Source organism: Cupriavidus sp. FW216-B1 (assembly GCF_058789195.1).
This window is the reverse complement of sequence record NZ_JBYTEL010000002.1, coordinates 476,601-491,278: the sequence shown is the minus strand read 5'-3', so window position 1 is coordinate 491,278 and position 14,678 is coordinate 476,601. Positions and strand designations below refer to the sequence as shown.

At 71.9% G+C, this 14,678-nt stretch carries 13 protein-coding genes; 8 read left to right on the top strand and 5 right to left on the bottom strand.

Annotated features, from left to right (window positions below; all coding sequences use genetic code 11):
- Nucleotides 1–9: 9 nt before the first annotated feature.
- From AC3WXD_RS09255 to AC3WXD_RS09220, 8 genes are all read left to right on the top strand, one after another.
- Nucleotides 10–981, top strand: coding sequence for an ABC transporter permease (locus AC3WXD_RS09255; protein ID WP_020202308.1), 972 nt, complete (start codon nucleotides 10–12; stop codon nucleotides 979–981).
- A complete protein-coding gene (locus tag AC3WXD_RS09250) occupies nucleotides 978–1,877 on the top strand; it encodes an ABC transporter permease (RefSeq protein ID WP_020202307.1) in 900 nt (299 codons plus the stop codon). Before AC3WXD_RS09255 ends, AC3WXD_RS09250 begins: the two co-directional genes overlap by 4 nt.
- The gene (locus tag AC3WXD_RS09245) at nucleotides 1,877–2,917 is read left to right on the top strand and encodes an ABC transporter ATP-binding protein (RefSeq protein ID WP_454731802.1); all 1,041 of its coding nucleotides are present in this window, start codon (nucleotides 1,877–1,879) and stop codon (nucleotides 2,915–2,917) included. The genes AC3WXD_RS09250 and AC3WXD_RS09245 overlap by 1 nt, the downstream gene beginning before the upstream one ends.
- Nucleotides 2,914–3,921, top strand: a complete 1,008-nt coding sequence (locus AC3WXD_RS09240; protein ID WP_020202305.1) for an ABC transporter ATP-binding protein — start codon at nucleotides 2,914–2,916, stop codon at nucleotides 3,919–3,921. The genes AC3WXD_RS09245 and AC3WXD_RS09240 overlap by 4 nt, the downstream gene beginning before the upstream one ends.
- Nucleotides 3,922–4,001: 80 nt before the next feature.
- Entirely contained in the window at nucleotides 4,002–5,654 is a 1,653-nt protein-coding gene (locus AC3WXD_RS09235; protein WP_492323555.1) for an amidohydrolase, read from the top strand.
- Nucleotides 5,651–6,706: a CobW family GTP-binding protein gene (locus tag AC3WXD_RS09230; RefSeq protein WP_492323554.1), complete on the top strand. Its 1,056-nt coding sequence runs from the start codon at nucleotides 5,651–5,653 to the stop codon at nucleotides 6,704–6,706. Before AC3WXD_RS09235 ends, AC3WXD_RS09230 begins: the two co-directional genes overlap by 4 nt.
- 33 nt (nucleotides 6,707–6,739) lie before the next feature.
- Entirely contained in the window at nucleotides 6,740–7,144 is a 405-nt protein-coding gene (locus tag AC3WXD_RS09225; protein WP_020202302.1) for a nuclear transport factor 2 family protein, read from the top strand.
- A gap of 13 nt (nucleotides 7,145–7,157) precedes the next feature.
- A complete protein-coding gene (locus tag AC3WXD_RS09220) occupies nucleotides 7,158–8,567 on the top strand; it encodes an NAD(P)/FAD-dependent oxidoreductase (protein WP_492323553.1) in 1,410 nt (469 codons plus the stop codon).
- Nucleotides 8,568–8,652: 85 nt separating this feature from the next.
- Here the strand turns inward: AC3WXD_RS09220 and AC3WXD_RS09215 are convergent, their stop codons facing one another.
- The 5 genes from AC3WXD_RS09215 to AC3WXD_RS09195 all read right to left on the bottom strand — a co-directional run bounded on the left by AC3WXD_RS09215 (nucleotide 8,653) and on the right by AC3WXD_RS09195 (nucleotide 14,648).
- On the bottom strand, nucleotides 8,653–10,224 hold the full coding sequence (locus AC3WXD_RS09215; protein WP_020202300.1) for a methyl-accepting chemotaxis protein: 1,572 nt from the start codon (nucleotides 10,222–10,224) through the stop codon (nucleotides 8,653–8,655).
- Between the two features lie 211 nt (nucleotides 10,225–10,435).
- Nucleotides 10,436–11,521 carry an ornithine cyclodeaminase gene (ocd, locus tag AC3WXD_RS09210; protein WP_492323552.1) on the bottom strand — a complete coding sequence of 362 codons (1,086 nt, stop codon included), beginning with the start codon at nucleotides 11,519–11,521 and terminating at the stop codon, nucleotides 10,436–10,438.
- 162 nt (nucleotides 11,522–11,683) lie between these two features.
- Entirely contained in the window at nucleotides 11,684–12,115 is a 432-nt protein-coding gene (locus AC3WXD_RS09205) for an Lrp/AsnC family transcriptional regulator (RefSeq protein ID WP_020202298.1), read from the bottom strand.
- 3 nt (nucleotides 12,116–12,118) lie between these two features.
- Nucleotides 12,119–13,588, bottom strand: coding sequence for an amidase (locus AC3WXD_RS09200; protein WP_492323551.1), 1,470 nt, complete (start codon nucleotides 13,586–13,588; stop codon nucleotides 12,119–12,121).
- 58 nt (nucleotides 13,589–13,646) lie between these two features.
- Complete coding sequence (locus AC3WXD_RS09195; protein WP_197090409.1) at nucleotides 13,647–14,648, bottom strand: Bug family tripartite tricarboxylate transporter substrate binding protein; 1,002 nt, start codon at nucleotides 14,646–14,648, stop codon at nucleotides 13,647–13,649.
- Nucleotides 14,649–14,678: the final 30 nt, after the last annotated feature.

Below are 14,678 nucleotides of genomic sequence, written 5' to 3'. Positions count from 1 at the left end.
GGACGACCGATGGACAATCTGCTCGCGCTGCTGAGAAAGGCTTGCCACGCGGCGCTGCTGACGCTGGCGGTGGTGGTGCTCAACTTCCTGCTGATCCGGCTGGCGCCCGGCGACCCGGTGGAAACCATCGCCGGGTCGATGGGCGGCATCACCGACGAGCTGCGCGCGCAACTGCGCAGCCAGTACGGGCTGGACCAGCCGCTGCCGGTGCAGCTGGCGACCTACGTCAAGCACGTGCTCCACGGCGATCTCGGCTATTCGTATTTCTTCAACCTGCCGGTCAGCGGGCTGATCGCCGAGCGCGTGCCGGCCACGCTGCTGCTGGTGCTCGCGTCGGTGGCGGTGGCCTTCGTGCTGGGCACCGCGCTCGGCGTGCTGGCGTCGCGCAAGCCGCATGGCCCGCTCTCGCAGGCCATCACCGTGCTGTCGATGACGGGCCACGCCGCGCCGGTGTTCTGGAGCGGCATGATGCTGGTGATTCTGTTCGCCTCGGTCTGGCCGATCCTGCCGGTCTCCGACATGCACTCGATGACGTCCGACGGCCAGGGCCTCGCGGCGGTGCTCGACGTGGCCTGGCACATGGTGCTGCCGACCTTCACGCTGAGCCTGGTCTACCTGGCGCAGTACAGCCGCCTGTCGCGCGCCAGCATGCTCGAGGTGCTGGGCTCGGACTACATCCGCACCGCGCGCGCCAAGGGCCTGTCCGAGCACCACGTGCTGTACCGCCACGCGCTGCGCAACGCGCTGCTGCCGGTCGTGACCGTGCTCGGCCTGCAGTTCGGCAACGTGGTGGCCGGCGCCATCCTGGTCGAGACCGTCTTCAACTGGCCCGGCCTGGGTCGGCTGGCGTTCGACTCGATCCTGCGGCGCGACTATCCCACCGTGCTCGGCGTGCTGCTGTTCTCCGCCATCGTCGTGGTGCTGATGAACCAGCTCACCGATGCCCTCTACCGCCTCATCGATCCGAGGATCCGCGCATGAGCAGCCCCGTTTCCACGGCGCCGGCGGCAGCCCCGGTTGCCGCGCCCGCCGCCGTCCCCCATCCCGCGCGCGACGCCTGGCGCATGTTCCTGCGCAGCCGCGCCGCGCTGGCCGGCACGCTGCTGCTGGCCTGCATCGTCGCGGTCGCGCTGTTCGGCCCGATGGTCTACGACGCCGACCCGTTCGCCATCGTGGCCGCGCCGCAGACCGCGCCCGGCGACCCCGACGCCTGGCTCGGCACCGACCAGCTCGGGCGCGACGTGCTGGCCGGACTGGTCTACGGCGGCCGCGCCAGCCTGGCCGTGGGCGTGGTGGCCGCGGTGCTGTCCGCGCTGATCGGCCTGACGGCCGGCGCGCTGGCCGGCTACTACGGCGGCGGCGTCGACGAGGCGCTGACGCGCGTGATGGAGTTCTTCCAGGTCCTGCCGGCGCTGCTGTTCGCGATGGTGCTGGTGACGCTGTTCTCGCCTTCGCTCACGACCATCTCGCTGGCCATCGGCATCACCAGCTGGACCGCCACCGCGCGGCTCACGCGCGCCGAGTTCATGCGCCTGCGCGACCTCGACTTCGTGCGCGCCGAGCGCGCCATCGGCGCCGGCAATGCCCGCATCATCTGGCGCGTGATCCTGCCCAACGCGCTGCCGCCGCTGGTGGTGTCGGGCACGATGGCGATCGGCTCGGCGATCCTGTTCGAGGCCGGCCTGTCCTTCCTCGGCCTGGGCGACCCCAACCGCATGAGCTGGGGCCTGATGATCGGCTCGGCGCGCCCCTACCTGCTGACCTGCTGGTGGGCCGTGGTGTTCCCGGGCCTGGCCATCTTCGCCAGCGTGCTGTCGATCAGCCTGATCGGCGACGGCCTGAACGATGCCCTCAACCCCAAGCTGAGAGAACGCTGATGTCGACCTCTTCCCCTCCCCTGCTGGACGTGGCGGGCCTGCGGCTGGAGTTCCGCACCTCGCGCGGCGCGGCCAGCGTGCTCAACGGCGTGAGCTTCCAGGTCCACGCCGGCGAGACGCTGTGCATCGTCGGCGAATCGGGCTGCGGCAAGAGCATGACCTCGCTCGCCATCATGCGCCTGTTCCCCGCGCCGCCGGGCCGCATCACCGCCGGCAGCGTGCGCCTCGACGGCGAGGACCTGCTGCAGCTGTCCGAGCCCGCCATGCGCCGCATCCGCGGCAACCGCATCGCCATGATCTTCCAGGAGCCGATGACCTCGCTCAACCCGGTCATGACGGTCGGGCGCCAGCTCGGCGAATCGCTGCGGCTGCACCTGGCGATGTCCAGGGCCGAGGCCCGCGCGCGCAGCATCGAGCTGCTGCGCGCGGTGGGCATCCCCGCGCCCGAGGCGCGCATCGACGAATACCCGCACCAGATGTCCGGCGGCATGAAGCAGCGCGTGATGATCGCCGTGGCGCTGGCGTGCCGGCCCGCCGTGCTGATCGCCGACGAGCCGACCACCGCGCTGGACGTCACCGTGCAGGCGCAGATCTTCGACCTGCTGCGCGAGCTGCAGGCGCGCGAGGGCACCGCCCTGGTGCTGATCACGCACGACATGGGCGCGGTGTCCGAGATGGCCGACCGCGTGATCGTCATGTACGGCGGCCGCGTGGTCGAGGAAGGCCGCACGCGCGACGTGCTCGAGCGCCCCGCGCATCCCTATACGCGGGGCCTGATCGCCTGCCTGCCCGAGCTCGAGGGCGAGGCGCGGCGCACGCGCCCGCCGCTGCCGGAGATTCCCGGCATGGTGCCGTCGATCTGGGAGCTGGGCACCGGCTGCGCGTTCCGCGCGCGCTGCCCGCACGCGGCCGAGCCGTGTGCGCGCGCGGCGCCGGACCTGCTGCCGGTGGCCGACCATCATCGCGCCGCGTGCTGGGCGCTGGAAGCCGGCACCGTGCCGGCGGCCATGCCGGCGCCGGTCCAGGGAGTCGCCGCATGAAACTGCTCGAAGTGGATGACCTCAAGGTGCATTTCAGGCGGCGCGGCGGCTGGTTCGGCGCGCCGCAGGTGGTGCGCGCCGTCGACGGCGTCTCGTTCTCGATCGAGCGCGGGCGCACGCTGGCGCTGGTCGGCGAATCCGGCTCCGGCAAGTCGACCACGGCGCTTGCCGTGATGCGGCTGGCGCCGGCCACCGGCGGCACCGTGCGGCTGGGCGGGCGCGACCTCACGCTGATGTCGGGCGACACGCTGCGCCAGGCGCGCAGGCGCGTGCAGATGGTGTTCCAGGACCCGTATTCGTCGCTCAATCCGCGCCAGCGCGCCGGCGACATCGTGCGCGCGCCGCTGGACCTGATGCAGCTCGGCGCGCCCGCCGCGCGCGCGGCGCGCGTGGCCGAGCTGTTCGACGCCGTGGGCCTGCGGCCCGAGCAGATGCAGTTGTTCCCGCACCAGTTCTCCGGCGGCCAGCGCCAGCGCATCAACATCGCGCGCGCGCTGGCCAGCGAGCCCGACCTGATCGTCTGCGACGAGCCGGTGTCCGCGCTGGACATCGCCATCCGCGCGCAGATGCTGAACCTGCTGCGGCGCCTGCAGCGCGACACCGGTGTCGCGTTCCTGTTCATCTCGCACGACATGTCGGTGGTGGAGTACATCTGCGACGACATCGCCGTGATGTACCTCGGCCAGATCGTCGAGCGCGCGCCGCGCGAAGCGTTCTTCGACCGCCCGCTGCATCCGTACAGCGTGGCGCTCAACTCGGCGGTGCCCACCGTGCGCGGCGGCCGCGCGCGCGCGGCCAGGCGCATCCGCCTGGAGGGCGATCCACCCAGCCCGCTCCATCCGCCGCCCGGCTGCCGCTTCGCCGGCCGCTGCCCCGTCGCGCAACCGGTCTGCCACAGCGAATGCCCGCCGCTGCGGCCGGTGGCGGACGGGCATTTCGTGCGCTGCCATCTCGTCACCGTGACGGACGGCACGCCGGTGCCGCCGCTGGCCATGCCCGCATGACCGCATGACCGCATGACCGCACGATCCGCCGGCGCCGCCGGCCTCCTTTCGTTCCCCTCGCGATTCCACCACCGCCAACCATGACCACCACCGTTTTCGCCGCCAGGAAGATCCTCACCATGAACCCGGCCCAGCCCGAGGCCACCCACGTCGCGGTGCGCGACGGCCGCATCCTCGCGGTCGGCAGCGCCGCCGACGCGCAGGCCTGGGGCCCGTGCGCGCGCGACGACCGCTTCGCCGGCAAGGTGCTGATGCCGGGCCTGGTGGAAGGCCACTCGCACGCGATGGAAGGCGGCCTCTGGCAGTTTCCCTACGTCGGCTTCTACCCGCGCCGCGGCCCGGACGGCACGCTGTGGCAGGGCCTGACCGGCTTCGATGCCGTGGTCGCGCGGCTCGCCGCCGCCGCGCGGGAGCTGGACGCCCGGGGCGTGCCGGACGACGCGCCGCTGCTGGCGTGGGGCTTCGACCCGATCTTCTTCGGCGAGGCGCGCATGAGCGTGCGCCATCTCGACCGCGTCTCGGCCACGCGCCCGATCGTCATCATGCATGCGAGCATGCACCTGATGAACGTCAACAGCGCGACGCTGGCGCGCGCCGGCATCGACCGCGACACCGACATCGAGGGCATCGCGCGGTTTCCCGGCGGCGAGCCGACCGGCGAGCTGCAGGAGTTCGCCGCGATGTTCCCGGTGACGCGCCTGATCGGCAACCTGTTCCGCCGCGTCGGCATGTCCGAGACCGGGCTGCGCATGTTCGCCCAGGTCGCCGTGCAGGCCGGCGTGACCACCGCCACCGATCTGGTCAACGACCTTTCCGACGACAGCGTGGGCAGCATGGCGCGCGTGTGCGCGCAGGAGGATTTCCCGCTGCGCCTGGTCCCCGCGTTCCGGCCGCCCGACGCGATGCGCGGCGACGAAGGCCCGGCGCGCCTGCGCGCGGCCATGCGCGCCAACCACGAGCGGCTGCACGCCGGCATGGTCAAGCTGGTGGTGGACGGCTCGATCCAGGGCTTCACCGCGCGCGTGCGCTGGCCCGGCTATTTCAACGGCGCGCCCAACGGCATCTGGGTGCTGCCGCCGGAGGCGGTCCACGAAGCCGTGCAGACCTTCCACGCGGCGGGCTTCCAGCTCCATATCCACACCAACGGCGACGAGGCCACCGAGTTGGCGCTGGATGCCGTGGAGCAGGCGCTGACGCGCCATCCGCGCGCCGACCACCGCCACACGCTCCAGCATTGCCAGATGGCCGACGAGGCGCAGTTCGCGCGCATGGCGCGGCTGGGCATGTGCGTCAACCTGTTCGCCAACCACATCTACTACTGGGGCGACGCGCACCTGGCGCTCACGATGGGCCCGGACCGCGCGCGCCGCATGGACGCCTGCGGCACCGCGCTGCGGCTCGGCGTGCCGTTCGCGATCCACTCCGACGCGCCGATCACGCCGCTGGCGCCGCTGTTCACCGCGTGGTGCGCGGTCAACCGCACCACCGCCGCCGGCGTGGTGCTGGGCGAAGCGGAGCGCATCACGGTGGCGCAGGCGCTGTCGGCCATCACGCTCGGCGCCGCCTTCACGCTGCGGCTGGACCACGAGATCGGCTCCATCGCGGTGCGCAAGCGCGCGGACTTCTGCGTGCTGGACGACGATCCGCTCGCCGTGGCGCCGGCCGCGCTGAAGGACATCGGCGTGTGGGGCACGGTGGTCGGCGGCCGCGTGTTCGAGGCGCCGCGGCAATGAGCGCGGCGCCGCTCCCGCTCGCGCGGGCACGCATCCCGCTGACCGTCGTCGGCGGCTTTCTCGGCGCCGGCAAGACCACGCTGCTCAACCGCATCCTGGGCCAGGCCGAGGGCCTGCGCATCGCGGTCCTGGTCAACGACTTCGGCGCCGTCAACATCGACGCCGCGCTGGTGCGCCGGCGCGGCGCCGACACCATCAGCCTGGCCAACGGCTGCGTGTGCTGCCAGATCGGCGACGACCTGACCGACGCGCTGATCCGCGTGATGACGCAGCCGCAGCCGCCCGAATGGATCGTGATCGAGGCCAGCGGCGTGTCGGACCCGTGGCGCATCGCGCAGGTCGGACTGGCCGACCCGATGCTCTCGCTCGACGGCGTGGTGGTGCTGGCCGACGCCGGCGCCGTCCGCGCGCAGGCGGCCGATGCGCGCCTGGGCGAGACCATCGCGCGCCAGCTCCGGGCCGCGGACCTGATCGTGCTCAGCAAGGCCGAGACCCTGCCGGAGCACGAGCGCGAGGACCTGCGGCAATGGCTGCGGCAGTTGGCCGGCCACGTGCCGATTCTCGACGCATGCCACGGCGACCTGCCGCTGGCCGCGCTGACCGGCGTGGCCTGGCGCGGCGGCCATGCCGGTGGCCTGCTGCACCGCCACCACGCGGGCTGCGGCTGCGGCGAGCCCGTCAGCCACGGCGAGCTGTTCGACACCTGGCTGCTCGACAGCGCCGGCGCGGTATTGCGCGCGGCCGACCTGCACGCGCGGCTCAACGCCATGCCGCCCGGCGTGTTGCGCGTCAAGGGCGTGGTGCGCACGGACCGCTACGGCATCACGGAGCTGCAGTTCGCGGGGCGCCGCGGCACGCTGCGCAGACTGCCGGCGGACGCCGTGGCCGATGTGGCCGATATGCCGGCGCACGGCATGGTGGTCGCCATCGGCCTGCGCGGCGACCTGCCGAAGGCCGCGCTCGCGCGCCTGTTCGCGCAGTGCGGCGCCGGCGCGGCTGGCCTGAGCAAAGACCCCGCGCTGGCTCTAACCGGCGGCGCGGCCGAGGTTTAGCGTAGCGGCATGTTCACTCACCGAGCCGCAACCATGTCCCATCCCGCCGTTACCGTCGCCACGCTGCAAGCGTTCAGCGATGCATGGAACCGCCACGACATCGACGCACTGATGTCCTTCATGACCGACGACTGCATCTTCGACACCGTCGCCGGCGACGCCGCCTGCGGCACGCGCCACGTCGGCCGGGCAGCGGTGCGCGAGGCGTTCGCGTCGGCGTGGCGCGCCTTCCCCGACGCGCAATGGCGCAACGGCCGCCACCTGGTGAGCGGCGAGCGCGGCGTGTCCGAATGGACCTTCACCGGCACCGACGGCGAAGGCCGGCGCATGGAGGCCGACGGCGTGGACCTGTTCACGTTCCGCGACGGCAAGATCCACGTCAAGTGCGCCTACCGCAAGCAGCGCGCGCTGCTGCCGGCCCTGCCGCAACCCCTTTGAGCAAGCACGCACCATGTCCGCGAACCCGATCTACCTCCCCGAATCCGCGCCCGCCACCGTGCACGGCCCCTACGATCCGCAATACGACCCGCTGGTGTCGCGCGGCCCCGGCCGCGGCCGCGCCTACGCCCCGACCTACTGGGTGGACAGCGCGGGCGAGGCGCCGCCCGACGACGGCCCCGTCGCCGCCGACACCGATGCCGACGTGGTCGTGATCGGCTCCGGCTTCACCGGCCTGGCGACGGCGCTGTTCCTGGCCCAGGAGCACGGCATCAAGGCCACCGTGCTGGAGGCCAACCAGGTGGCGTGGGGCTGCACCAGCCGCAATGGCGGGCAGGGCCAGAACGCCAGCGGGCGGCTCTACCGCTCGCAGTGGATCGAGCGCTGGGGCGTCGACACGGCCAAGGCGCTCGACGCGGAGATCCGCGGCGGCTTCGAGACCTTCAGGGAACTGGTGGCGCAGATCGACTGCGATGCGCAGGACGGCGGCCACCTGTACACGGCGCACCGCCCGCGCAAGATGGCCTTCCTCGCCAACGAGGCGCGCGTGATGCGCGAGGTGTTCGGCTACGACACCAGGATGCTGACCCAGGCCGAGCTGCGCGAGCGCTTCTGCGACGACCGCGATGCCTGCGGCGCCATGCTCGAGCCCGACGGCATCGGCGTGCATCCGCTCAAGCTGGCCTACGGCTACCTGCGCCGCGCCCGCGCGCTCGGCGCGAAGGTCCATCCGTCCAGCCCCGTGACCGGCTGGGAAACCCGCAACGGCGTCCATCACCTGCGCACGCCGGGCGGCACGGTGCGCGCGCGCGCCGTGGCGATCGCCACCGGCGCCTACACCGCGCCGGGACTCTCGCCGCTGCTGCGCGGGCGCTATTTCCCGGTGCTGTCGAACTCCATCGTCACGCGGCCGCTGACCGACGCGGAGATCGCCGCGACCAACTTCCGCTCGACCACGTTCCTGACCGACACGCGCACGCTGCGCTTCTACTACCGGCTGCTGCCCGACCGCCGCGTGCAGATCGGCAGCCGCAGCGCGATCGCGGGCGCCGACGCGGAACATCCGCGGCACTACCAGTTGCTGGTCGACGGCCTGGCGCGCAAGTTCCCGGCGCTGCGCGGCATCCGCATCGACTACTCGTGGTGGGGCTGGGTCGACGTCAGCCACGACATGATGCCGCGCATCGTGCAGCCGGACCCGCTGCAATCGGTCTTCTACGCGCTGGGCTACGGCGGCAACGGCGTCGCGTTCTCCGCGCATGCAGGGCGGCGCATGGCCGAGCGCGTGGCCGGCAAGGGCGGCGCGGAATGCAGGCTGCCGATCTACGACTCGCCGCTGCCGGGCCACTGGGCCACGCCGTTCCGCCGCCTTGGCCAGGCCATGCTGTATCGCTGGTATCACCTGCGCGACGAGCGCGCCTGAATCGTGCCCCGGCACAATGGCAAAGGGCCGCGTTGCGCGGCCCTTTGTCTTTGCCTGCGCGCGCGGCCGCGCGGCCGCGCGGCCGTTAAGCCAGCGCCAGCCGCCCGCCGCGCGCCGGCAGGCGGAAGGAGGCCACCGACGTCTTGAGCGTGGCCGCCTGATCCTCCAGCGCCTGCGCGGCGGAGGCCGCTTCCTCGACCAGCGCGGCGTTCTGCTGCGTGACCTGGTCCATCTGGTTCACCGCCTGGCCGACCTGGTCGATGCCCGCGCTCTGCTCATGCGAGGCGGCGGCGATCTCGCCCATCGTGTCCGTGACCCGGCGCACCGCCTGCACCACCTCGCCCATCGTCGCGCCGGCATGCTCGGCATGGCGCGCGCCCGCTTCGACGCGCTGCACCGTGTCGGCGATCAGCTGCACGATCTCCTTGGCGGCGGTCGCGGTGCGCTGGGCCAGGCTGCGGACCTCGCCGGCGACGACCGCGAAGCCGCGGCCCTGCTCGCCCGCGCGCGCGGCCTCGACCGCCGCGTTCAGCGCCAGGATGTTGGTCTGGAAGGCGATGCCTTCGATGGTGCTGGTGATCTCGCCGATCTTCTTGGAGGCGACGTCGATCTCGCCCATCGTGTCGACCACGCGCTTGACGGCCTCGCCGCCGCGCGCGGCGGTGTCCGACGCCTGCACGGCGAGCGAATTGGCCTGCACCGCGTTGTCCGCGTTCTGCTTGACGATGGAGGTCAGCTCTTCCATGCTGGCGGCGGTCTGCTCCAGCGCGCTGGCCTGCTCCTCGGTACGCTGCGACAGGTCGACGTTGCCGGCCGCGATCTGGTGCGTAGCGGTGGCGATCGCCTCGCTGCCGCTGCGCACGGCGTGGATGGTGTTGATCAGGCCCTGCTGCATCTCCTGCAGCCCGCGCGTGAGCGCGCCCATTTCGTTCTCGCTCGTCACCTCGATGGCATCGGTCAGGTTGCCGCGCGAGATCTCGGCGAAGTTGCCGAGCATGCGGTTGAGCGGCACCGAGATGGCGCGATGCAGCCCGATGGCGCAGCCCAGCGCGGCAAGGATGCCCACGCCGATGGCCACCGAGACCAGCCAGAGGAATTCCTGCGAGCGCACCGACGCCGCCTCGTGCAGCGCCGCGGCCTGCTGGCTCTGGCTGTGCTCGAGCTCTTCCATCGCCGCCAGCAGCGCGGCGCTGCGCGGCGGCAGCGTATCCATGACGATCTTGTCGGCGGCCGCGGTGTCGTGGGCGCGCAATGCCGCCACCAGGGGCTCGATGCCCTCCTTGAAGTACGCCGTGCGCATGCCGTCGATCTTGACCGCCAGCTGCTGCTCCTCGGGCGTCTTGGGCAGTGCCTGGTAGGCCTTCCAGGCATCGTCGGAGCGGGTCTTGTAGCCCAGCGACTTGTCTACCGTGGCGGCCACGTCGGGGGCGTCGGGATGGAACATGACGCGGTCCAGCCCGACCCGGATCACGGTCAGGTGCTGCTGCGCCTTGGCGACGAAGCCCATCGAGGCAAGCTGGTTCGAGTAGATCTCCTGGAGGTCGGCGCTGGCGGTGCGCATGCCAAGCACGCCGATGACGCCGATGACGGTAAGCAGGATGGCCAGCACGGACAAGGCCAGGTTCAGGCGGAAGCGGATGGAGAGTTTGTTCAGCATGGGAGGAAGGTTGACCAGCAGTGACACGACAATGACACTGGTTACGGCAGGATGCCGGGGGACTTTAGCTTCCGCCGCGTTATCGCCATTGCAGTGCACCGCCACGTGCCTCCGCCTGCCCGCCGCACCGCCGGAAACGAAAAAACGCGGACACGGCGCGCGATGCCGCCGCGCGCCGTGCCCGCGTTTTGGCGCCGGCGCGGCGCCGGCCTCACGCCACCAGTGCCGCGGCGCGCTCCGGCAGGCGCGCATCCGCGTCCATGCCGGCGACAGGCTCGCCGGCGCCGGTGAGCACGCCGAACAGGTCCTTCGGATCGTCCTGCGCCGGCACCAGCGCCAGCGGCACGCCGAGGCCGAGCGCCTCGGCGCTGTCGCGCAGGTAGCGCAGCGCGGAGAAGTCCTCCAGCGCGAAGCCCACCGAGTCGAACACCGTGATCTGCGCCTCGCCGGCGCGGCCCGGCACGCGGCCGGCCAGCACGTTCCACAGCTCGGTCACGGGGAAGTCCGCCGGCATCTGCTGGGTGTCGCCCTCGATGCGGCTTTGCGGCTCGTATTCGACGAACACGCTGGCGCGCAGCAGCACCTCGGGATGCAGTTCGGTCTTGCCCGGGCAGTCGCCGCCCACGGCGTTGAGGTACATGCCCGGCGCCAGCATGTCGGGCGTGATGATGGTGGCGTAGGCCTTGTCGGCGGTGACGGTGGTGACGATGTCGGCACCGCGCACCGCGTCAGCGGTGCTGGCGCAGACCTGCACGTCCAGCCCGCGCACCGGCCGCAGGTTGCGCACCAGCTTGCTGGTGGCGGCGGGGTCGGTGTCGTAGACGCGCAGCTCGCGGATGCCCAGCAGGTGGTGGAAGGCCAGCGCCTGGAATTCGCTCTGCGCGCCGTTGCCGATCAACGCCATGACGCCGGCATCCTTGCGCGCCAGGCGCCGCGCGGCGACCACCGAGGTGGCGGCCGTGCGCAGCGCGGTGGTCAGCGTCAGCTCGCTCAGCAGCAGCGGCTCGCCGGTGGCGACCGCGGCCAGCGTGCCGAACGCCATCACCGTGGGCAGGCCGTCGGCGGTGTTGGCCGGATGGCCGTTGACGTACTTGAAGCTGTACAGATCCGCGTCGGCGATCGGCATCAGCTCGATCACGCCGCGCGGCGAATGGCTGGCCACGCGGGCGCTCTTGTCGAAGTCGTTCCAGCGCAGGAAATCTTCCTCGATGTAGCGGGCCATCTGCTCGAGCACCTGCGGCAGGCCGCGGATTGCCACGATGCGGGAAACGTCGGTGGGGGAAAGAAAACGCGTCATGTCTGTGCTCCGTTGGATGAATGGGACAGCAGACATTGTTGCCGCGCCGCCTGTCAGCCAGAAGCCCATTTTCCGCGAGAAAAACGCGGCTTTCTGCCGCTTTGCCAGCCCGCGCTGACACTCCACGCAATCTCCCCCGGCCGGTCCGCGCAGCCGGTCCGCTCAGCAGGTCTTGTAGGTCTGCAGGTGGATGCTGGTCTCGGTGTCGCGGATGCCGCCGATCAGCCGCACGCGCTCGAGCACGCCGGCCAGGTCCGTCAGCGTGGAGGCGCGCAACTCGGCCAGCAGGTCCCAGCGGCCGTTGGTGTCGTGCAGCGACGCCACGCCGGGCTCGCCCAGCAGGATGGCGATGACCTCGCGCGTGCGGTTGCCCTCCACCGCGATCGACATCCACGCGGCGATGTCGTGCGGGTCCACGTCCGGGCGCAGCTGCACGGTGTAGCCGGCGATGATCCCGTCTTTCTCCAGCCGCGCGATGCGGTTGCTGACCGTGCCGCGCGACACGCCCAGGCGGTGCGCCAGCACGGCCACGCTGGCGCGCGCGTCGGCGCGCAGCATGGCCAGCAGGCGCTGGTCGGTCTCGTCGATGGCCATGCCTCAGTTCCCTCGCGCCGCGTCCAGCAGCGGGCTGCGCCGGCGCGCCAGGCCGCTGGCCAGGTCGTAGGCGTGGCCCAGCTCCAGCACGGCGCGGTCGGCCTGCGCGGGGCCGATGATCTGCAGGCCCATCGGCAGCCCGTCGGCGCTGAAGCCGGCCGGCACGTTGAGCGCCGGCAGCCCGGCCATCGTGGCGGGCACCACCACTTCCATCCAGCGGTGGTAGGTGTCCATCTCGCGCCCGCCCACGCTGCGCGGCCAGTCGAGCCCGGCGGCGAACGGGAACGTCTGCGCGGTGGGCAGCACCAGGTAGTCGAAGCGCGCGAACAGCCGCAGCACCGCCTGGTACCACGACGAGCGCTCCACCGAGGCGCGCTGCACGTCGCGCGCCGACAGCTTCAGGCCCTGCTCGATCTCCCATATCGCCTCGGGCTTGAGCAGCGCGCGCTCGGCCGGGTTCTCGTAGTGGCCGGCGTAGTTGCTGGCCACCGAGGCGCTGCGCAGCGTGTTCCACGCGCGCCACAGCGTCTCGGGCGGAAAGTCGAGCGCGGCGGCCTCGACCGTGCAGCCGAGCTCGCGGAAATGCCCGAGCGCCGCCTCGCACAGCGGCAGCACGCCGGGCTCCATCGCCAGGTAGCCGCCCAGGTCGCCCAGCCAGCCGACGCGCGCGCCCTTGAAGCCGCGCTCCAGCGGGCTGGCGAAGACGCCGGCCGGCTCGCGGCTGGAGAGCGGCACGCGCGCGTCCCAGCCGGCCTGCACCGAGAGCAGCATGGCGATGTCGGCCACGCTGCGCGCCATCGGCCCCCAGGTGCTGAACTGGGCGAAGAACACGTCGTCGGCGGGCCAGTTGGGCACGCGCCCGAACGAGGGGCGGAAGCCGAAGATGTTGTTGTAGCCCGCCGGGTTGCGCAGCGAGCCCATCATGTCGCTGCCGTCGGCCACCGGCAGCATGCGCAGCGCCACCGCCACCGCCGCGCCGCCGCTGCTGCCGCCGGCGCTGCGCGCCGGATCGAAGGCGTTGCGCGTCACGCCGAACACCTGGTTGTAGGTGTGCGAGCCGAGGCCGAATTCCGGCGAGTTGCTGCGCCCCACGAAGATGGCGCCGGCGCGCCGCATGCGCTCCACCGACAGCCCGTCCACGGTGGTGACGCGCTCGCGGTGGATGGGCGAGCCGCGCGTCGTCACCATGCCGGCGACCGGCGTGAGGTCCTTGGGCGCCTGCGGAAAGCCGTGCATCCAGCCGTGGCCCTCGCCGCGCGCAAGCGCGGCATCGGCCTCGCGCGCCTGCTGCAGCACCAGCTCCGGCGGCTGCAGCGACACCAGGGCGTTGGCCCCGGGGTTGAAGCGCTCGATCTGCGCCAGGAAGGCCTGCATGACTTCCAGGCAGGATACTTCGCGCCGGTGGATGGCCCGCGACAGGGCGATGCCCTCGAGTTCGACGATGGCGGATGCGGCGGTGGATGACAGACTCATGATGGTGTCCCGTGGCTAAGGTGCGGGGGAAAGCGCGGCGCGGCCGGCGGCCGCTGGTTTATTCGAGGCGGATGTTGGCGGCCTTGATGATGCGCGCATTATCGGCCGATTCCGCGGCGATGCCTTGCGCGAACGCGGCCGGCGTGCCGCCGGTCGGCACGTTGCCCATTTCGAGCAGCAGCTTGCGCACGTCCGGCTGCGCGAGGATCTTGTTGATCTCGGCGTTGAGCCGCTCGATCACCGGCGCCGGCGTGCGGGCCGGCGCGAAGGCGCCCAGCGTGGACGACCGGTTGGCCTGCGGGAAGCCGAGTTCGGCGAGCGTCGGCACGTCGGGCAGCGACGCCATGCGCGCCGCGGCGCCGATGGCCAGCGGCCGCAGCTTGCCGCTGCGGATCTGCTGCAGCAGCGTCTGGCTGGCATTGATCGACACCATTTCGAGCTGGCCGCCCATCGCGTCGTTGAACTGCTGGCCCGAGCCGCGATAGGGAATGTGCGTGATGTCCACGTGGGCCGCGAGCTTGATCTGCTCGAGCATGATCTGGCCCAGCGAGCCCTGGCCCGAGGTGGACCAGCGGATCGCGCCGGGGCGCGAGCGGGCATCGGCCAGCACCGCGCGGAAATCGCGCGCCGGCATGATCGGCGTGGCCATCATCACCACCGGCGAATACGCGATGCTGACCACCGGCGCGATGTCGCGGGCGGGGTCGAACGGCATCTTGTTCAGGTGCGGCGTCAGGGTCAGCGTGCTGACCGTGGAGATGCCGAAGGTGTAGCCGTCCGGCGCGGCCTTGGCCACCGCGTCCATGCCGATCAGGCCCGCCGCGCCGGCGCGGTTGTCGACCACGATGGAGGTGCCGAGCTGCGCGCCGAGGCGGTCGCTCACCAGGCGCGCGACGGCATCCGTCACGCCGCCCGCCGGATAGGCGACGATCAGGCGGATCGGCTTGGAGGACGGCCAGGCCGGTTGCGCCGCCGCGGTGAGCGGCAGGCATGCGCAAAGGCACAGCGAGGCAAGGCCGGCGAGGGCCGCGAGCGTGGCGCGGCGGGAATCAGAAGGCATGATGGATCGGACGGTAAGTGATGGTGAGGA